Raw genomic sequence first — 19260 nt, forward strand, 5'->3', positions numbered from 1 at the left:
GGCTTTTTCGACGCTCCTTAAACTTATTTGCCGATTTTGTGCCTGATCATTTCGATGGTCCTGGCGACGGTATTCAACAACGCCGACTCGCTATCGCCGTGCGGCTCGATGTCGCCGAAGGGCTCACCGTTTTTCATCGTGTACATGTAAATAAAATACCCTAGCGGCGCGAATGCGAACACGGCAATGATCAACATCAGCACCATCAGCTCGATGACTCCACCCATAACTACCTCCGATTGTTTTGTTTTTATTTTTCTAAAATAAGGCCTTAGGCCTCGGTTCGGACTATAACCCTATAATTACCGGGGAACAAGCGCGAATTTTCGCCAGCCTCAAGGAAGCCGATGCCCATCAGAAAACGATCCGCCGAAGCCGGTTCACCCTCCGCCGAAAAAACCGTTTGGCACGCCGTCGCCGAAGATCAACTGCTCCGCGAATTGAGCGTCGATATCGGCCAGGGCCTGTCGGCCGCCGAGGCCGAACGACGGCTGGCCGATTACGGCGCTAACCGATTGACACCCCGTCGCGGCAAGGGACCGGTCCGACTATTTTTGTCGCAATTTCACCAACCGCTGGTTTACATCCTGCTGCTGTCCGGAGCCGTCACCGCATTTCTGGAAGAATGGGTGGACAGTAGCGTCATCTTCGGCGTGGTAGTGGTCAACGCGCTGATCGGCTTCATTCAGGAATTCAACGCGATCCGCGCCATTGATGCCCTGGCGCGCGCGTTAAGCGTCGGCGCCACGGTGTTGCGGGATGACCAGCGCCGCGCCGTCGCCGCGCCGGAATTGGTACCCGGCGACATCGTCGTGCTGCAATCCGGCGACAAGGTACCGGCCGACCTGCGCCTGCTGCGCATCCGCGATCTGCAAATCGACGAATCGGCCTTGACCGGCGAGTCGGTGGCGGTCGAAAAACGCCCGGCGACGCTGGCCGCCGAAACCCTACTCGCCGACCGCGCCAACATGGCGTATTCGTCGACGCTAGTCACGTTCGGCAGTGGTGTCGGCGTCGTCGTCGAAACCGGCGACCGCACCGAAATCGGCCGAATCAACCGGATGATCGCCAGTGCCACCGAGTTGGACACACCGCTGACTCAAAAAATGAGCGAGTTCAGCCAATGGCTGTTGTGGGTCATCGTCGGCTGCGCGGTGCTGACCTTTGCGGTCGGTGTCTGGCGCGGCGAATCGATGCTGCAAATGTTCATGGCCTCGGTCGCGCTGGCGGTCGGCGCGATACCCGAAGGCTTACCGGCCGCGATTACAATCACACTGGCAATCGGCGTATCGCGGATGGCCAAACGCAACGCCATTGTCCGCAAATTGCCCGCCGTCGAAACGCTGGGCGGCACCACCGTCATCTGTTCGGACAAAACCGGTACGCTCACCCAAAACCAAATGACGGTACAAGCGATATACGCCGGCGGCGACTATTTTCAAGTCGGCGGCTCCGGTTACACGCCGGACGGCGAGTTTCACCACAACGGCCAAACGATAGACCACCTAAGCTATCCGGCGCTAATGGAATGTCTGAAGGCTGGCTTACTGTGCAACGACGCCCGTCTGATCGCCGAATCCAACCATTGGCGCATCGAAGGCGACCCCACCGAAGGCGCGCTGCTGGTGGCCGCTCACAAGGCCGGCCTGCACCACTCCGCCGTCAGCGCCGCTCATCCCCGCCTGGACGCGATCCCGTTCGAATCGCAACACCAATTCATGGCAACGCTGAACCATGACCCGACGACCGACAGTCGGCGGATCTATGTAAAAGGCGCCTTGGAAAGCGTGCTGGCCCGCTGCGACAGCGCATTGGACCCCCATATGCTGCCGGTCGCGCTCAACAAGGAGCGCCTGATTCGCCAACTGGAAGAGATGGCCGAACAGGGCCTGAGGGTATTGGCCTTCGCCCGCCGCGACCATCAAGACGACGCGCTGGCCCACGCCGAAGTCGCCGGCGGCCTCACGCTGATCGGCCTGCAAGCAATGATGGACCCGCCCCGGCCGGAAGCGGTAGCCTCGATTGCCGCCTGCTACAGGGCCGGCATCGCCGTCAAAATGATTACCGGCGACCATCCGGTCACCGCGCTGGCCATCGCCAAGCAACTCGGCATGCGCCAGGCCGAGCGGGTGATCAGTGGCGTTGAGTTGCAACGGCTCGCGCCGGCCGATTACCCTGCAACGCTAGCGGCCTGCTCGGTTTATGCCCGCATCGCCCCGGAACAAAAGCTGGCACTGGTAGAAGCGCTACAATCGGCCGGCCACGTCGTGGCGATGACCGGCGACGGCGTCAACGACGCCCCCGCGCTACGCCAAGCCAATATTGGCGTGGCAATGGGCATGGGCGGCACCGAAGTCGCCAAGGAAGCCGCGGCGATGATTTTGACGGACGACCACTTCGCGACCATCGAAGCCGCGATCGAGGAAGGCCGCGGCGTGTTCGACAATCTGATCAAATTCATCGCCTGGACCCTACCGACCAATCTCGGCGAAGGCTTGGTGATAACGGCCGCAGTGTTTGCCAACGTTGCCCTGCCGATCACGCCGGTGCAAATTTTGTGGATCAACATGACCACCGCCGTGTTGCTGGGCTTGATGCTGGCCTTCGAACCCAAGGAACCCGGCCTGATGCGGCGCAAGCCGCGCAGCCCCGACCAACCGATACTCACCAAGCACTTGGCATTCCGAATTTGCCTGGTCGGGGTGCTGTTGTTGGCCGGCGCGTTCGGTTTGTTCGAGTGGGAATTGAGTCACTGCGAAACGCTCGCCAAGGCCCGCACGGTCGCGGTCAACGTCTTTGTCTTCGGCGAATTGTTTTATTTGTTCAATTGCCGCTCGTTGCGCTACTCGATGTTCAAGGTCGGAGTGTTTTCCAACCCCTGGGTGATATTTGGCGTATTAAGCATGATAGGACTGCAACTGCTATTCACTTATTGGCCGACCATGCAAGCCTTGTTCGGCAGCGCGCCGATCGGCAGCGAGGAATGGTTGTTAATCGTCGCGGTCGGCTGGGTGATTTATGCAATGGTGGGGCTAGAAAAATTAATCTGGCGCCGCTTCAACCCCGGCTAAGCCGGCGGCCGACAACGCCGTTAGTAAGGTTTCCAGGCCGCGTAGCGCGGCTCGCCGCGCGGCCTCGTCGTCTGGGCGATTAGGCTCGGCCTGCGCCCGGATGATGGCGCCATCCACCGCAATCGCCGCCGCCTCGGCCAGACGGCCGCGCATCGGGCCATCCGGCAGCAAGCGGGCTATTACCCGCTCCATATCCTGTTTATGGTCTCGACAGATCGCCACCACGTCCGGCATCGCCCCGCCTAACTCGGCGACGCTATTGATAAACGCACAACCGCGAAACAACGGGTTGTCGAACCACTCCGCCAGCGCCAAGCTTACCGGCGCCAGGCCGCCACCGTCCCGGCCGCCGTGGCGGGCCAGCGCGTCCTCGAACCACGCCATCCAACGCTGGTGGCGGTAATTCAAGAACGCCAGAATCAAATCGTTCTTGCTAGGGAATTGCCGGTAAAACGTCACCTTGGTCACGCCGGATTCGGCGATGACTTTGTCGATGCCAGTGGCGCGGATTCCGTCACGGTAAAACAGATCGTGCGCGGTCAGCAAAATACGCTCGCGCGGCGGTTTATCGGCTATCGATGGACTCTTGTCATTCATGTTGGCGATTGTAGCGCGGATTGTCGAGCCGGCGCTCCCACCGAACCCAATCACGGCGCCAGTCCGGCCGGATCAAAAGAACGCGTTGAGCCGGAACCCGACGGCAACTGCGATGGGTTCCGTAACGAATCGTTTCTCCGCCACGCGATACCGGCGTTCAAGCAGCCGGCGCAGGCAAGCAAACTCTTATGTTCGCCCACTTGCGCGTAGGGTTCACGATGCACTATTCGAAGATTCAAGTTAACTTCGACGGACCTTCCGCCGAGACAGCCGATGGATTGTTAACGACGACCTGGTCGGTTTCTTTCCAGACGGTTTCGTCCCAAAATCTATAGCGCGGCCAAGCCGGCTTGGGCTAACACATAACCTACCCACAAGAAACCAATGGTCGAAACGACAAACGAGGCTGCGGTATAAACGCGCCAATGCGCCTTCCGCCAAAAATCGGTATCGAAGGCGGCGATGGTAAATACGGTCGGATTGGCGAAGCCGCCGATAGCGACGCACCAGCAAGCCACTATCGGCAGATCGATGCCGATGCCGTAAAAACCCAAATTGAACAAGGCCATCAAGGCGTAATCCACATGCGCCCGAATCATGGTTTTGTAATCCACCAGAAACTTGCCGTCGACGCCTTCGATCGGAAACCAGCGAGCAAACGTCATCAACCACGCCGACAATATCAACGCCAAGATGCAGGCAGCCGCACCCAACAGTAATACACTCATCACAACCTCTTTGTCTGATTTGAAAAAATACCCTGTTCTGATTCAAGACCTATCCCGGACGCGAATCTCGAAAACTTACTTACCGGTAAGTTAATTTATTGTATATTGAACGGTAAGCAAGCTGTCAAACGAGAAATTGGCCTTATCGTATCCGCCGCCCTTGACCGCTTGGCAAATTGGACCGACATAACATCCGTATGGCAAAAAACCTACAACAACGCTTGCTCGACGCGGCCACCGAGCTGTTTTACAGCCAAGGTATCAAGGCCACCGGCATCGACGCCATCGTCAAATTGGCCGGCACCAACAAAATGACGCTGTACAACTATTTCTCGTCGAAAGACGAGTTGGTGCTGGCTTTTCTACGCAAGCGCGATGAAGACTTTACGCACTGGTTCGTCGAGCAACTCAACAACAAAGCCGAGCATCCCAAGGACAAGATATTGGCGATTTTCGACGTGATCGAGGATTGGATGTCGGTTCCGAGTTTTCGCGGCTGCGCCTTTATCAATGCCGCGGCCGAATTTCCGGTAGAGGGCAATCCGGTCCACCAGCTTTCCGCCGAGTTTTACGACAAATTCTCGGCCTTCATCAGCGGCCTCGCCGCGGCATGCGGCATCGTTGGCCACGATAGTCTGGCAACGCAAATCACGTTACTGGTCGAAGGCGCCATCGTCTCGGAACAAATGAAACGCCATGCCGGCGCATCGCGGCAGGCCAAGCGAGTGGCTGAAATTTTGATCGCCACCTACCAACAGGCGTCCGCCATACCAGCGGCAGCCAACCACCATCAAACCAGGACTAACGAATGACCGACTTTTATCACGAGGGGAGCCGGCACTTCCAAGATCGTTTCGAAACCCGCGCGTTGGCCGACCGCTTGCGGGAAGCGATTGTGGACACGCAAATCGGCCCGGAAGACCGGGAGTTTATCGAAGCGCAAAACATGTTTTTCCTGGCAACCGTCGACGAAGCCGGCCGACCCAACTGTTCTTACAAGGGCGGCGCCACCGGCTTCGTCAGGGTCTTGGACGAAACGACCATTGCCTTCCCGCTATACGACGGCAGCGGTATGTATCTGTCCGCCGGCAATGTGTCTATCATTCCGCATGTCAGCTTGCTGTTCGTCGATTTTCAACGTCAAGCGCGTTTGCGGTTCAACGGCGATGCTTATATCGAAGTCGACGATGTTCTGCGCGGCGAATGGCCGGAAGCGGAACTGGTGGTACGGGTGACCCTTAGAGAAATGTTCCCAAATTGCCCGCGCTACATTCATAAAATGACGCTGGTCGAAGAATCGGCTTTCGTGCCCAAAGCCGAACGAAAAACTCCGGCGCCGGCCTGGAAACGCTTGGCTGCGGTGGCCGACGTATTGCCGCCGCGCGATGCGCATTTGGCGGGAGACGAGACGGATTTGGCGGCGGTATTAAATCGAACAGAATAAAGAGCTCGCGGGAAAGCCGTTCAAGATCACTTAACTCTGGAATACCGAGCCTCATGTAGACAAATCAGTCTACATCCTGATACGATCAACCTGTAGACAAAGCTGTCTCCCTGGCAATTTTCCTTATCCGGAGCACATCATGGAAACCAAACCGCCTTTACCCCCTTTACCGCCGAGTCCGCCGCGCAAAAAGTGCGGATGGCCGAAGACGCCTGGAACAGCCGCGATCCGGACCGGGTCGTGCAGGTTTATACCGAGGACAGCCGCTGGCGCAACCGCGCCGAGTTTCCGGTCGGTCGGCAACAGATCAAGGAATTTTTACAGCGCAAGTGGGCCCGGGAACTGGATTACCGGCTGATCAAGGAGTTGTGGGCGTTTACCGACCACCGCATCGCGGTAAGGTTCGCCTACGAGTGGCACGACGACACCGGCCACTGGTTCCGCAGTTACGGCAATGAGAATTGGGAGTTCAACGAATACGGATTGATGCAACGCCGCTTCGCCAGCATCAACGATTTGCCGATCAAGGACGGCGAGCGCTTGTTTCATTGGCCTTTGGGCCGGCGCCCGGACGATCACGCCGGTTTGACCGAATTGGGATTGTGAAGCCGATCGGTCGCGGCGAATGGCGGCGGCGCCAATAAAAAGGGGCGGATCAATCCGCCCCTAGAACACCAAAAAATCAAACGCGGCTTAATGGCTGACGTCGACCTTGCCGCCTTTAGGTTGACCGATTTCGCTCAGCATGGTGTTGAACCAGTCGGTGTCGATATTGAAAGGTTTACCGCCTTTGATACGCGGGAACTCGATCGCTCGCAACACATTGCCCTGGTCTTCGTCGTGGCCGATCACGCCGGATTCGCGGCGGAACGCGCATTCGACCGCTAAGTCGGCGCAGGATTTGATCAAGCGCATATCGTCGATATTCGACGCGGCGGCGCGAGCGAAGTAACCGGACTTTTGCACCAGGGTTTTTTCGGCGCCGACCATCTGCGAGAATTGCTCGCCGAACCATTTGCCGGGGTTGACCGCATCCAACTTGATATGGCCGAACGCGTCGCGCGGCACTTCCTGGCCCTTGGCTTGCATTTCGGCGACGATGGACTCGACGCCAGCGCCTTCGGATACGAAGATGTTGACGCAATCGACCTTGTCCATGACTTCGCGCAGGCGCTTGGCTTCGGCTTCCAGATCGATCGCCATTTCCGGAACGAATACTGCGTGGACTTCGTAGGACGCGCGGCTCAAGCCCAACTCCGGCAACCACTCGGCTTTATCCAGCAATTTGCGGTATTCCTGGGCGGTCGCGGCGGTCAGCCAGCCGCAGTTGCGGCCCATCACTTCATGGACGATCAGCATGCGCGGGTTGGCATTGTTCTCGGCCACCACATTCATGAAATAACGCGCGCCCTGCTCGGCGGCGGTCCAGGCACCCAGCGATTGCTTGATCGGAAACACGTCGTTGTCGACGGTTTTCGGCAAACCGATCACGGTCAGACCGTAGTTGTTCTTTGCCAAAAACGCCGCCAGATCGGCCGCCGCGGTATTGGTATCGTCGCCGCCGATGGTGTGCAGAATATCGACGCCGTCCTTGATCAATTGGTCGGCCGCGACTTTTTGCGGATCTTCGCCTTCCTTAACCAAACCGCGTTTGACGCAATCCTTGACGTTGGTCAGCTTGACCCGGCTGTTGCCGATCACCGAGCCGCCGAAACGTTGTAGCAAACCGGCTTTTTGGCGCACTTCGGCGGTCACCGGATACGAATCGCCCAACAACAGGCCTTTGTAACCGCCCCGGTAGCAAATGATTTCGATGCTGGGATCGATTTCGGTGTAACGTTCGATCAGGCTGCCGATGGCGGAGTTCAGGCATGGCGCCAAACCGCCGGCCGTAAGGATTGCGACTTTTTTGGGTTTGTTCATGAGCGTGTTGATGGTTATCGGTTGAGAAAGTGGTGGTACTCGATGCGGAATCCGCATTCGCGGCGGTTGGATGCGCTGAGGCCCGCGCGCCGCTAGGCCGGCGATTTTAGCACAGGCCCCGACCGAAGCTGAATCAGGAAGTGATGCGGGGGTCGTTGGCTTGCCGGCCGTTTTGGGCGACGAATACCAGGGATTGCAGATCGGCTTGAGAAGCGTCGGTCATCAGGGCCGAATAAGTGACCGGTTCGGCATCGGTCGTAGTCAGACTGATCTTGGTGTACTGCCCGCAATCGCTGAGCGATAACGATAGATAATCGCTCAGCGGCGCGTTCCGGCCGGTCGCCAACAACTCGGCCAACGTCAATGCCGACTTGCCGATCCGCCGAAACCGGCGCCTACGGAAGAAAAGATCTGTCATTTTGGGCTGCCCCGCGCGTTTCAAACTGAGAATTCCGCAGCTTGTCGATTCGACCCGATGGTCGGAACAAGTGGGAAAGCAAGCTTAATGTTCTAGCGAATTCCGGCAAGTGTACCAAGGTTCAAAACCGGCCCGAGCAGCTAATCCGGCCCGGCAAGCCAGTCGTCCACCAAACCGCAGAAGGCTTGCGGAGCTTCGACATACAGCCAATGCCCGGTATCGGGAATTTCGGAGACGCTGGCGAGCGGAAACAATCGACCAATCGCCGCGCGATCGAGGTAGCGGGACTTGCCGCCGCCGATAAACAGCACCGGCCGCGAATACGCCCGGCCCGCCGCGTCCGGGAAGCCGACGATGTGATGGGCGTTATCCCGAATAATGTCCAAATCGATGCGCCACTGGTAACGGCCATCTTTCAGCAACAGGTTTTGCAGCAGAAATTGCCGATAGGCCTGATCGGGAATGCCGTCCGCCAGAGCCTCCTCGGCCTGCTTGCGGTTAACGATGCTGTCCACCGGCACGGCCCGCAACGCGTCGATCAGCGCATCGAAACTGTGTTGGTAGCCGACCGGCGCGATATCGGCGACGATCAAGCGGTCGATCCGCTGCGGTTGCTGCAGCGCCAGCCACATCGCCACCTTTCCGCCCATACTGTGCCCCAACAAATGCACGCGATCCAGTCCCAGACTGTCGATAAACGCCGCCAAATCCGCCGCCATGCTCGGATAGTCTAGCAGCGTCGCATGCGGCGAAACGCCGTGGTTGCGCATGTCCAGCACATAAACATGGTAACGCCGCGCCAGTTGTTTGGCGACGGTCCGCCAATTGCGCGAGGACGCCATGAATCCATGGATCAACAGCAACGGCGTGCCGCCCGGTTCGCCGTAACTCTCGTAGGCCAGTTCGAGCGTCGTCATATGCGTCTCAGGCAAAACCGAACACGGCGCCGAGCACCCCGCCGAATACGCCGCCCCACACCACCAGCCAGCCCAAATGCCGCTTGATGATGCCTTGCACCATGTCCTTAACCATTTTCGGCGTCAATTCCGCCAAGCGATTGTCGATGACGGCTTCGATCTTGCCGGTCAAATCCTCGCCGATGCGGTGTGCGTTCAAGCCTTGCCGTAGCGCTTGCTTGAAGCGATCAGACTCGGCCATTTCCTCCAAGGTCAGCCGCATCTTATCGGTAAACGGTTGCTTCAACGGTTGCAGGGCTTCCTCGCCGCCCATCATCAACAGCATCCCGCCGAATGACGAATTCATAATGGACGCCACCAAACCTTCGTAGACCTTGTCGTAATCGACCGCATTCAGCAGCGGCTCCAGGTTCAACACCCGGCCGCCTTGGGCTTCCTCGCGCTCGATGAATTGTTCGATATTGGCGACGGTAAAAAACTGTTCCATCATCAAGGCCTTGATCGACGCCTTGAACTCCTGAAAGCGCGCCGGAATGATGCCGGAGCCATACAAAAACGGCACTTTCTCGAACAACATATGAATCGCCAGCCAGTTGGTAATCGCCCCGGAAAACGCGAAAAAACCGATAGCCTTCAAGGTTTCGGGATAGTAGGGACTGACGTAGCCTGCGACGATCACCACCAACGAAATAAGGTTGGTTAGAAAGCTCTGGTTCAATAGTCTTTTCATGCCGATAAGCCACAACGAAGTCAGTGATAGCCGGCTATTTTAACCGTAATTGCAGCCAGGAGCGACGAGGGGCGGACCGAATGCCCCACGCCGTGTAGGATTGGAACGCCAAATGGCGTGAAGAGATTAACCGCGAGCGTGGCGTACGTCGATACCGTCCAGCATGAAAATCAAGTACTGGGCAATATTACGGCTATGCTCGCCGCAGCGTTCTAGCGCTTTCATCATTTGCATCACATCCAGCGCGCGGCGCGTCATCCTGACGTCCTTCAGAACCAGAGCCAACTGGTGGCGTATACCTTCCTGCAACTCGATTTCGTAATCCCTGTCGTGACGCAACAAGGCGTAGGCCGGTTCGGTGTCGCTCTGCTCCAACGCCTGAATCAACTTGCTCAACATCAGCCTGATCAAATCGCCGATCTTGATAATGTCGGCCAGTAGCTTGGGATTCGGGTCGCTGGTATCCGGATCGTATAGCACCGTGATCAATCGGGTGAAGTCCGCAAGCTCCTCGCCGATTTTCGCCAGCTCGACAACGATTTTCGAACTGGAAATTGCCGTGCGCAGATCGTTAGCCACCGGGCAGCGCCTGGCGATCAGCGCCAAGACCTCGTTGTCGATTCGGGTTTCGCAATGTTTGACCTTGCTGGCACGCGCCAGTACCTTCTCCGCCAAGTCCATGTCGCCGGCGTCCAGTGCCCGCATCGCCTGTTCCAACTGCCGCATCAGCAGTTCGGTCATCGTCAGCAACAAGCTGTGTAACTGCTGCAATTCATCGTCGAATGCCCGCACAGTGTGCGCGCCAGTCGCGCTCTCGCTCAAAGTCGTCATCGTTCGCCACTCGTAAAACGGCCCAAAGCCGGAAACGCCTGACTGTAAGCCCAACAAGTTACAGGAATGTGACAGGACCGCTATCCGGAACGACAATCCCCGTAAGCCGAGGCGGACAGCCAAACCAATAACATCGTAAAAGGTTAATGAGGCAGCCGGTTTGTGCCGGCGCGGATGGAGTGACGCGCATTGCCCGTGTTTAGCGCGAGCGGTCCTTCCGTCCGCCAGACCGAGCCAATAACTCATCGCGCCGACGATTCGACCAGAGCCCGATCAACAAGACAAACTACGTTACGCTTGCGGTGTTAGAAACTTGGATTTTGGCCAAACGACGGGAGTTATCGGGGTTTGCCGCTGGCGAACCACTATTGCCACGGTTCGTTCGGCCAGAAAGCGCAAACCCAATCCGCGCCTGACGACCGAACCGGGTTTGCTTACGGCCAAGGATTACGCCGCAGCGACCGCGCTGCCTTGCACGGCCTGCAAGAACTCTTGCACATCGGCGTCGATCAATTCAAAGCCCAGACGTTCGCTAAAGCGTATTTCCTTGGGGGTCGGATTCTTGCGCATAAACCAACCTTTCGGCTCGGCGGCGGAATAGACGATGTCGCTCATCACCATGCGCTCGGAGTCGCGGTTCAGCGGCAAGCCGATCAGCAGATATTTCTTGCCTTTGCGGTAATCCTTCAAGAAATCCGGAATCGCGAAGCCGCCCATTAGCTCCGTGATGTAATCGACATAGTCGGCATCGGAAGCGACATAGTTAGCTTCGGGGCGTGGCGTGCCCATCGGCTTAAACAGCACCGGCAACTTCTTGTCGACTTGTTCTTGCGGGATTTCGAAATAGCTGGAGCCGTCGTAATGGTAAATTCTAAACCGGAACGCGGTAGCGGTAATCCGAGCGACACCGACGACCAAGGTATGCTCTTCGTCGGAATAGCTATCCTGCAACTGGGTGTCTCGGTTGATATCGATGACGTATTTGGGCCGCCATTCGGCCAGCCAATCGTGCAGCGCCGCCCGAGTGTATTGGGCATCGCCGTAAGTTTTGTCCAGAAACTGGGTCAGAAACGAGCGGCCGCGCTTCAGTTCCTGGTTCATCGCGGCGCGCGGAAATTCGTACATCAATTTCGGCGCCATCGGTTTACCACCGTTCATCGCCAGAATCAAGCTATCGCTATCGGCCGGCATGGGCTCGCGAGTCAGTTTGTTCTGGGCGTCGAACACCACGCCGGGTCCCAGATAAGGTATGACTTGATTGTCGTACAAGCCGCTCAAGATTTCGGAAAAAACACTGTTCGACATATTGCGCCCCATGTAAAAGAAGGTGAAGGATACCGGGGTAAAGCAAATTTCAATCCAATTTTACCGGCGCCTCGCCAGCCCATGTACGGCAAGGCATCTGGAATTCGGCTGCCGGCCGCCGGCTGGCAACAACCGTATAAAATTCAGTGGTTTTGTCGGCTCTGCTACAAACGAGGCAAAGTGAGTGAGTTAGAAACTAGTCCAAACACAGGTACCCATATCGGGTGGGGTAGAGCATGGTTTCGAATTGGGGTACGCACAAGCCTTTTTATCTACGCGGTGGAAGCAATTTATTTTCAACTGCTCCGCGAATGCCCTGGATTGTTTTCAGGCTTTTTGACAACACTTCAAATCATTGTTTTATATGGCGTCCCGGAGACGATTCGAACGTCCGACCTGTCCCTTAGGAGGGGACCGCTCTATCCTGCTGAGCTACCGGGACTTAGACCGCGAATTTTAACACAGCCCTTTTGATTAGGACTTTTGTTTTCGGATTTCCACCCGCTCCAGGGAGGTGATGAAATACGACAGCTTGGATTGACTTTTGGATGACAGACTCTCGAAGAATCCACCGATTTGAACCTTGCTGGAACTCTGCCCTATAGGCTTGACGAAACGGACGATCAAGTCGAAATCCATCGCGTAATCCTCGAACTGAATCTGGCAACCCTTGATTTTGTCGCCGCGTTGGACCCGCGCCCGATTGGCGGGAATGTTAATGCCGGCACCGCCGCGTGACAAATCGAATAAATAACCGCCGATCGACATGCCGGTGCGCTGGACAATGCCGTTGAACGGAATTTCCAGGGTGGCAATCTCCAAGCGCGGCGAGCGGCGGCGTTGCGGATAAAAAATTCGGTCCGGAAACGGTGCCTTATAATAGCTGATCCCGCGCATATGGCCGATTTCGATCGCGCTCAGATTGAATGACAAATGAATGCCCTTATGAAAGGTCGATAACTTTAGCGACCGGCTACGCAATAACAAATCGTTGCCATGTTTGGGCACCAACTCGTCGAGAATAATGGCGTTTTTATCGAGCTTGACGCCGAGTATCGAAGAACTGAAGTCTTCCTGACAACCTTCGATTTGTATCGTACACAATGGCGATCCAGTCTCGATTTCGGCCAGCAATTTGGCGATGCGATCCGGGTCCGTCAAAAAATTCGGATTTTCGAACGCGAAAAAATCGCTGTCGTCCGATTCCGGCGCCGGCTCATCGGATTTGGCAAACCATTGCTTAAGTTTTTTGAGCATGTAAAACGACCCTACCTTGTAAGCGGATTTCAGTCTACACCGAAATCAAGGTATGAGAAAACAGCTCGCTCCGCGTCGAACCGTCCGGGCCGTAAGTGGCGGCCAACGGCGATTTGCCGCGCAAAATTTGCAGGGATCGTTGAGTGTGGCGACTGAGTAATACGATGCTTGCGCCGTTTTGCTCGTTGATGGCTTTGCATTGCCGTGAAACCGCCACGATTTGCCGCCAAAGATTCCAAGCCTCCAGCACGCTCAGACCGGCGGCCTTGGCTTTGACGAGGTAGCTTTTGACACCATCGCCGCCGACGCCGAGTTGTTCGGTGGCCAGCACTTGGCCGAATTGACGGGTGAATTGATCGAGTTCGGCCACCATCTCTTTTTTCTCGGCGGCAATGCGGGAGATGACATCGGGATCGGCGGCCCGTCCGAGCTGTTCGGCTTCCGCTTTTAACAGCTCGAACAATTTTCCGGTAGCCTTATGGCCGTGAATCAGAAGTTTTTCGGCGATGGGGAAGGTTTTCTCTATCATGGCGTTAGGAACTGTCTGGTAATTTATCCTCGAATTGCATCATTTTGCGAGCAATTCGCTCCGGGTCGAACGAGTAAGTGCCGGATTGCAGCGCCGCGCGAATTTCGGCGACACGGTCTTCGTTCACGGCGGGCGAGGATGCACTGGTCGCGGCGGCCTCGGCCAAGCCTTGCGCCGTCGCGGTAATGTTGACGGTATCCGTGTCCAGCGCGCTCGCCGACTGGTCTTTGTTGGCTTCGACCAGATCTTTCGCGGCCGTTTTTGCGGGCACCACCGTGCTGAAAGCTTTACCATTGATGGATTCGATAGCCATGGCGACATTCCTAAAAGAGTTTTATCTGGAGCTGTTAGCGGCATCATCATAAATTCCTTTAGGCATCGGTCAAAAATTGACCGTCACTTGTCCGGAACCGACCACGACGGCCTGGATCACCCGTTGCGACGACAGGTTTTTGACACTGATTCTCTGGCCTTCGGTGCCATCGTTCAACGCAGTCCCCATCGCGGTAATCAACATCCCGAACTTGCCCGACTGTATGTTGACCCGCTCGCCGCGTCGGACCAAGGTCGGTTCGGCATAATGTTGACGATTCAGCACGCTGCCGGCGGGGATATTGCGAACCGCTTGTTTGTCGACCACTTGGCTGGCATCGGTCACATAACCGGCCTGCATCATGCCGGCATCGCGGATTTCGAAATTTAGATACTCGGCACGAATCACATCGTTGCGGCGCAACGACTTGTTGAGGATCGCGACCTGTTTGAAGGCCTTGACCATAGCAACGCTGTACACCGTCCAGCCTTTATCAGCCTGGCAACGCACACCAACGGTATTGCGCCCCGGCTTGATCTCACCTGACTGGGCGAAGGCCTGCAGCGGCTGGGCACACATCGGTAGTTGCAAGCGCGGGTCGATCTGGGCGACGACCACTTCGTAGCGGCCGCCAGGCTCCAACGCGGCGCCGACAAACTGGGTCACGCTATCCCGTATCTCTTGCACCGGCTGGGTTGGCACGGCGGCCGCTTGCCCGGCCGCCAACAGGCTTGCTATTGCTAAGGCTTTCATATTCGCTTGTCGGTTTTTTGACTATGCCGTCAATCCAGCACTAAACATGCCAGCATTTTTTAAAGTAAACCAAGGCAAAGTCGCTATAATTTTGGAACACTGTCATTCCAGGGGAATTTTATGGCCGGAGTCTTAGACGGCGTCGATCAGCGCACTAAATTGGCGGGACACAACCGTTTCGAACTGCTGCTGTTTAAGCTGACCAGCCAGCAACGCTTCGGGATCAACGTCTTCAAGGTTCAAGAGGTTATTCAATGCCCGCCGTTGACCCAAATTCCCAATTCCCACTCCGTGATTTGCGGCGTCGCCCATTTACGCGGCAAAACTATTCCGGTCCTCGATCTTTCGATGGCCATCGGCATGCGCCCTTTGACCAGAGATGCGGGCTGCTACGTGATCGTGACCGAGTACAATCGCTCGATTCAAGGCTTTCTGGTCGGATCGGTCGATAGAATCATCAATATCGGCTGGGAGCAGGTCAAAGCGCCACCCACCGGCACCGGCAAGGAAAGTTACCTGACCGCCGTCACCGAAGTGGACGGCGAGCTGATCGAAGTGATAGACGTCGAAAAAGTGATGAAGGAAGTCATTGGCGGCCGTGAAGAAGCCGCCGCCGAAAACATTGAAGTCGACATCGCCAGCAAAAACGACCATATTCTGGTCGTCGACGATTCCTCGGTCGCCCGCAATCAAGTCAAGCGCGTGTGTCAGCAAATCGGCCTGGAGTGTACTCTGCTGAAAGACGGGCAGGAGGCTTGGGACCATTTGAGCGATCTGATCGCCGACGGCGTCAAAATCGAGGATCGTTACGCGATGATTATTTCGGATGTGGAAATGCCGCGCATGGACGGCTACACGCTAGCCACCAAAATCAAGGCCGATGCCAACATGAAGCACATCTACCTGATCCTGCACACCTCGTTGAGCGGCGTCTTCAATACCTCGATGGTGCAGAAAGTCGGCGCCAACGAATTCCTCGCGAAATTCGACCCGGATGCCTTGCTGGATTCCATTCAAAAGCAACTTAAACATCAGCATGCCACGCACCATTAACGCCGACCGTTTCCCGGCGTACCACGCTTGACTTCCAGCATGTCCAATCTTCTCGGTTCGGCCGGCGGCGAGCCGAATTTAAGCTCGGCCGCTTACCAAAGCATCTGCGAGTTCCTGGACCAGAACTGCGGCATCGTGCTCGGCAACAGCAAGCAATATCTCGCAAAAAGCCGTTTGCTGCCGTTGCTGGTCAAGTTCGAATTAGCGGATTTCAACGAACTTGCTCAAGCCCTGCAATCCGCCGCGTTTTCCTCCGCCAAACTAAAAAGCGCGGTCATCGACGCGATGACCACCAACGAAACCTACTGGTTTCGCGACGACAAACAGTTTTCCGACTTTAAGGACCGGGTATTACCGGAGTTACTGAACCAAAAAAACGGTAGCCTGCGGATTTGGTCGGCGGCGTGTTCTACCGGTCAAGAACCTTACTCGCTGAGCATCTGTGCGCTCGAAGTCCTGCGCGGCACGGGTAAAAACCGCAATATCCAAATTATCGGTACCGATATCTCCGAAACCGTGCTGGCGGACGCCAAACGCGCGGTGTATTCCGAGTTGGCTTTATCGCGCGGCGTGGACAGCGCCACTCAAGCACGCTACTTCCAAAAGAGTTACGAAGGCTACACGCTCAACGACGACGTCCGCCAACTCGTGCGCTTTCAGCAATTCAATCTGCTTAAATCCTTCGCCGCGCTCGGCCGTTTCGACGTGATATTTTGCCGCAACGTGTTGATTTACTTTTCGGACGCGGTGAAGCGTGACATTATTGGCCGCATGGCCGAGAACTTGGAAACCGGCGGCTATCTGTTTCTGAGCAGCACCGAGTCGATGCCGACCGGTCTCGGCGCGTTTGAACCGGTTCGCAACGGTCAATCAACCTATTTCAAAAAGCGCGGCTGAACCGGGCTTTGACAACCGACCCCGATATCGAGCAGTACTCGATGCACGGGCAAGGTTGCCAAACGGCTGTCAGCCTCAACGCTCGACGAATTCAAGCCAACCGGTATTACTCCCAAAACCCTATTCTCCGCCACACCACCGGACCCGAACCATGACCGACGACGAAATCCCGACCGAAAGCCAGCCCACCAAGCGCCATTTCGGCATCGAACAAACCGTATTCATCCTGCTGATCTTGCTGTCGCTGGTGGGCATTTTTATCACCGACTTCAACCCCGACGACGGCTACGGTTATTGGCTGGCGATGGTCTTCGTGTTCGGACTGCTGTCGATTTTCGTGGCCCGCCTGCGCGCCAAAAGCAACGAAGCGGATCTGGGCAAAATCGTAAAAGCCCAGGCAATGCATTGGCTACATACGATAGTCGTCGTGGCCGCCGCATCCATGTTGAACAAATCCGGCCAAATGGTCGGCGTCTCAAGCGATATGCTGATCCTGCTGATATTGGGCCAATCGACGATGCTAGACGGGTATCACATCGGCTGGCAGTTCAGCCTACTCGGCTTCTTTCTGGTCGGCTGCGCATTAATCATCGCTTTCTTCCAGCCCTTCATGTGGATTTGCGCCGGACTGGCGGCTCTCGTCGTCGCCGCGTCCTTCATGCGCTCTCGCGTCGATTGATAGACTTCCCCGAACCGGACACCCCCTCCGCGCCCACCAGCCCACGGAATCCCGCGGTGTAACCCGGCCTGCCCCCTCCGCCGGATTCTTGACGCACCTCGCCTAAACGCCGGTCTCAACCCCGCAAAATTGCGCACCGGTCATGCGGAAAAATTTTGCCGCCGCGCGGCAAACGGCAAATTTTGACGCTCGTCCAGACGCCACTCCAGCCAATCCAACTGATTTATTCAGACTTTTTATTTCTGGCATATTTTCTGCTGAATACGGGTATCAACTCGAAGAGGCGGCAAACCATGTCAATCAATTTCGACCGAGCATTGGGCGTTCATCCGCAAGCGCTAACCCTACGCGAAAAACGTAGCGAAATTTTGGCGGCGAACCTCGCCAATGCGGACACCCCCGATTACAAAGCCAGGGATCTGGACTTCAAATCGGTATTCCAGCAATCCCTGGCGGACGCTAGCGGCGACCTGCGTCGCACCCATCAGGGCCACATGACCGGCCCCAATGCCTTGCTCGGTGCCGAACTGCTGTACCGGACGCCGTATCAAGCCTCTCTGGACGGCAATACCGTCGAGACCAATATCGAACAGGCGAAATACGCCGAAAACGCCGTGCAATACCAAGCCAGTCTGCGCTTCGTCAGCGACGACTTTGCCGGGCTGGTCAGAGCCATCAAGGGAGAATAACCATGTCCTCATTGCGAATCTTCGACGTTGCCGGCAGCGGCATGAATGCGCAAAACCTGCGCCTGAATCTGGTGGCCAGCAACATTTCCAACGCCAGTAGCGTCAGCAGCAGCATCGACCAAGTCTACAAATCGCGGCAGCCGGTGTTCGCGGCCGAATTTCAAAACCAGCTCGACCGCCGAGCCGGCACCACCGGTGTCGAAGTCCGCGGCGTCGTCGAAAGCCAGGCGCAACCGATCATGGAATACGCGCCGAATCATCCGATGGCCGACGAACTAGGCTACATCTATAAACCCAACGTCAACACCATTGAGGAAATGGCCAACATGATGTCGGCCTCGCGCGGCTATGAAAACAACGTTGAGGTGCTTAACACCGCTAAAAACCTAATTCTACAGACCCTGAAGATGGGGCAATGAGGACTAAGCCATGACGACCCTAACGGATACCTTCAACAGTTTGGGACTGGCCACGACCGGCTCGGCCTCAAGCGCCAGCAGCGCGACCAGCAAAAGCCAGTCATTAAGCCAAAGCGAATTCTTGAAACTGTTAACGACCCAGCTCACCCATCAAGATCCGACCAAACCGATGGACAACGCCGAATTCGTCAGCCAAATGGCGCAGATCAGCGCGGTTTCCGGCATTCAGGAGTTACAAACCTCATTCCAGACCCTGTCGGATTCGTTAAATGCCGACCAAGCCCTGCAGGCGGCCAGCATCGTTGGCCATACCGTCGTGGCACCAGGCTCGCAAGCCTTGCTAAGCGCCGGCGGCAGCGTATCCGGCGAACTCGATATACCCAGCACAGCAACCAGCGTCGGCGTGCAAATCGTCGACCCGGAGACCGGCACGGTGGTTCGGGAACTCGATCTGGGCGCGCAATCGGCCGGAACGCTGAAATTCGAATGGGACGGCAACGACAGCGCCGGCACTCCGGCCGATCCAGGCGTCTACAAAATCAAGGCCTTCGGCTGGCTGGACGGCACCAATACCGCGCTGGATACCAGCATCAACTCCAAGGTAAAAAGCGTCGCCATCGGCAGTAACGGTAGCGGTCTGTCCGTGAATCTGGAAGGTCTAGGCGACATCAAATTCAGCAAAATCAAACAAATTCTTTAAGGAGCAG

Annotated in this window: 23 protein-coding genes and 1 tRNA gene; 10 read left to right on the forward strand and 14 right to left on the reverse strand. The window is 56.6% G+C overall.

Going from position 1 to position 19260, the window contains the following annotated elements:
* Nucleotides 1-23: 23 nt before the first annotated feature.
* The gene (locus ACP4CD_RS14370) at nucleotides 24-227 is read right to left on the reverse strand and encodes a hypothetical protein (protein ID WP_426991417.1); all 204 of its coding nucleotides are present in this window, start codon (nucleotides 225-227) and stop codon (nucleotides 24-26) included.
* 120 nt (nucleotides 228-347) lie between these two features.
* Between ACP4CD_RS14370 and ACP4CD_RS14375 the strand changes: the two genes are divergently transcribed.
* On the forward strand, nucleotides 348-3071 hold the full coding sequence (locus ACP4CD_RS14375) for a cation-transporting P-type ATPase (protein WP_426991418.1): 2724 nt from the start codon (nucleotides 348-350) through the stop codon (nucleotides 3069-3071).
* On the opposite strand, the gene ACP4CD_RS14380 is transcribed toward ACP4CD_RS14375, so the two are convergent.
* Both ACP4CD_RS14380 and ACP4CD_RS14385 read right to left on the reverse strand, forming a co-directional pair.
* Nucleotides 3042-3668, reverse strand: coding sequence for a TetR/AcrR family transcriptional regulator (locus ACP4CD_RS14380; RefSeq protein ID WP_281022138.1), 627 nt, complete (start codon nucleotides 3666-3668; stop codon nucleotides 3042-3044). The genes ACP4CD_RS14375 and ACP4CD_RS14380 overlap by 30 nt on opposite strands.
* A gap of 329 nt (nucleotides 3669-3997) precedes the next feature.
* A complete protein-coding gene (locus ACP4CD_RS14385; RefSeq protein WP_426991419.1) occupies nucleotides 3998-4396 on the reverse strand; it encodes a hypothetical protein in 399 nt (132 codons plus the stop codon).
* Between the two features lie 197 nt (nucleotides 4397-4593).
* Between ACP4CD_RS14385 and ACP4CD_RS14390 the strand changes: the two genes are divergently transcribed.
* From ACP4CD_RS14390 to ACP4CD_RS14400, 3 genes are all read left to right on the forward strand, one after another.
* Entirely contained in the window at nucleotides 4594-5208 is a 615-nt protein-coding gene (locus ACP4CD_RS14390; RefSeq protein ID WP_426991420.1) for a TetR/AcrR family transcriptional regulator, read from the forward strand.
* Nucleotides 5205-5840 carry a pyridoxamine 5'-phosphate oxidase family protein gene (locus tag ACP4CD_RS14395; protein ID WP_426991422.1) on the forward strand — a complete coding sequence of 212 codons (636 nt, stop codon included), beginning with the start codon at nucleotides 5205-5207 and terminating at the stop codon, nucleotides 5838-5840. Before ACP4CD_RS14390 ends, ACP4CD_RS14395 begins: the two co-directional genes overlap by 4 nt.
* A gap of 198 nt (nucleotides 5841-6038) precedes the next feature.
* Entirely contained in the window at nucleotides 6039-6446 is a 408-nt protein-coding gene (locus tag ACP4CD_RS14400; RefSeq protein WP_426991423.1) for a DUF1348 family protein, read from the forward strand.
* Nucleotides 6447-6533: 87 nt separating this feature from the next.
* On the opposite strand, the gene ACP4CD_RS14405 is transcribed toward ACP4CD_RS14400, so the two are convergent.
* The 11 genes from ACP4CD_RS14405 to flgA form a co-directional block, all read right to left on the reverse strand.
* The gene (locus tag ACP4CD_RS14405) at nucleotides 6534-7763 is read right to left on the reverse strand and encodes a pyrophosphate--fructose-6-phosphate 1-phosphotransferase (RefSeq protein WP_426991424.1); all 1230 of its coding nucleotides are present in this window, start codon (nucleotides 7761-7763) and stop codon (nucleotides 6534-6536) included.
* A gap of 133 nt (nucleotides 7764-7896) precedes the next feature.
* On the reverse strand, nucleotides 7897-8181 hold the full coding sequence (locus ACP4CD_RS14410) for a hypothetical protein (RefSeq protein WP_426991425.1): 285 nt from the start codon (nucleotides 8179-8181) through the stop codon (nucleotides 7897-7899).
* A gap of 140 nt (nucleotides 8182-8321) precedes the next feature.
* Nucleotides 8322-9098: an alpha/beta fold hydrolase gene (locus ACP4CD_RS14415; protein WP_426991426.1), complete on the reverse strand. Its 777-nt coding sequence runs from the start codon at nucleotides 9096-9098 to the stop codon at nucleotides 8322-8324.
* Nucleotides 9099-9105: 7 nt separating this feature from the next.
* Nucleotides 9106-9828: a DUF445 domain-containing protein gene (locus ACP4CD_RS14420; RefSeq protein WP_082885271.1), complete on the reverse strand. Its 723-nt coding sequence runs from the start codon at nucleotides 9826-9828 to the stop codon at nucleotides 9106-9108.
* Nucleotides 9829-9954: 126 nt separating this feature from the next.
* Nucleotides 9955-10659 (reverse strand): phosphate signaling complex protein PhoU, encoded by a 705-nt coding sequence (gene phoU / locus ACP4CD_RS14425; RefSeq protein ID WP_064023955.1) that lies wholly within the window; start codon nucleotides 10657-10659, stop codon nucleotides 9955-9957.
* Between the two features lie 447 nt (nucleotides 10660-11106).
* On the reverse strand, nucleotides 11107-11964 hold the full coding sequence (locus ACP4CD_RS14430) for an SIR2 family protein (protein WP_064023970.1): 858 nt from the start codon (nucleotides 11962-11964) through the stop codon (nucleotides 11107-11109).
* A gap of 365 nt (nucleotides 11965-12329) precedes the next feature.
* Nucleotides 12330-12406, reverse strand: a tRNA-Arg gene (locus ACP4CD_RS14435).
* Between the two features lie 32 nt (nucleotides 12407-12438).
* On the reverse strand, nucleotides 12439-13221 hold the full coding sequence (locus tag ACP4CD_RS14440) for a flagellar brake protein (RefSeq protein ID WP_064023954.1): 783 nt from the start codon (nucleotides 13219-13221) through the stop codon (nucleotides 12439-12441).
* A gap of 34 nt (nucleotides 13222-13255) precedes the next feature.
* Nucleotides 13256-13750: a flagella synthesis protein FlgN gene (locus ACP4CD_RS14445; protein WP_426991427.1), complete on the reverse strand. Its 495-nt coding sequence runs from the start codon at nucleotides 13748-13750 to the stop codon at nucleotides 13256-13258.
* A gap of 4 nt (nucleotides 13751-13754) precedes the next feature.
* Nucleotides 13755-14063, reverse strand: coding sequence for a flagellar biosynthesis anti-sigma factor FlgM (gene flgM, locus ACP4CD_RS14450; protein WP_064023952.1), 309 nt, complete (start codon nucleotides 14061-14063; stop codon nucleotides 13755-13757).
* Nucleotides 14064-14132: 69 nt separating this feature from the next.
* A complete protein-coding gene (flgA, locus tag ACP4CD_RS14455) occupies nucleotides 14133-14816 on the reverse strand; it encodes a flagellar basal body P-ring formation chaperone FlgA (RefSeq protein WP_071154960.1) in 684 nt (227 codons plus the stop codon).
* Between the two features lie 120 nt (nucleotides 14817-14936).
* On the opposite strand from flgA, the gene ACP4CD_RS14460 reads away from it, so the two are divergent.
* The 6 genes from ACP4CD_RS14460 (at nucleotide 14937) to ACP4CD_RS14485 (ending at nucleotide 19253) form a co-directional block, all read left to right on the forward strand.
* Nucleotides 14937-15869 carry a chemotaxis protein gene (locus ACP4CD_RS14460; protein ID WP_064023950.1) on the forward strand — a complete coding sequence of 311 codons (933 nt, stop codon included), beginning with the start codon at nucleotides 14937-14939 and terminating at the stop codon, nucleotides 15867-15869.
* A 39-nt stretch (nucleotides 15870-15908) separates the two neighbouring features.
* Nucleotides 15909-16766, forward strand: a complete 858-nt coding sequence (locus ACP4CD_RS14465) for a CheR family methyltransferase (protein WP_426991428.1) — start codon at nucleotides 15909-15911, stop codon at nucleotides 16764-16766.
* A gap of 151 nt (nucleotides 16767-16917) precedes the next feature.
* The gene (locus ACP4CD_RS14470) at nucleotides 16918-17445 is read left to right on the forward strand and encodes a hypothetical protein (protein WP_064023948.1); all 528 of its coding nucleotides are present in this window, start codon (nucleotides 16918-16920) and stop codon (nucleotides 17443-17445) included.
* A gap of 293 nt (nucleotides 17446-17738) precedes the next feature.
* Nucleotides 17739-18134 (forward strand): flagellar basal body rod protein FlgB, encoded by a 396-nt coding sequence (gene flgB, locus ACP4CD_RS14475; RefSeq protein WP_064023947.1) that lies wholly within the window; start codon nucleotides 17739-17741, stop codon nucleotides 18132-18134.
* A gap of 2 nt (nucleotides 18135-18136) precedes the next feature.
* Nucleotides 18137-18553 (forward strand): flagellar basal body rod protein FlgC, encoded by a 417-nt coding sequence (flgC, locus tag ACP4CD_RS14480; RefSeq protein ID WP_064023940.1) that lies wholly within the window; start codon nucleotides 18137-18139, stop codon nucleotides 18551-18553.
* Nucleotides 18554-18563: 10 nt separating this feature from the next.
* On the forward strand, nucleotides 18564-19253 hold the full coding sequence (locus ACP4CD_RS14485; protein ID WP_064023939.1) for a flagellar hook assembly protein FlgD: 690 nt from the start codon (nucleotides 18564-18566) through the stop codon (nucleotides 19251-19253).
* The last annotated feature ends 7 nt before the right edge of the window (nucleotides 19254-19260 follow it).

The sequence above is a fragment of the Methylomonas stagni genome (assembly GCF_050154735.1).
Classification (GTDB): domain Bacteria; phylum Pseudomonadota; class Gammaproteobacteria; order Methylococcales; family Methylomonadaceae; genus Methylomonas; species Methylomonas koyamae_A.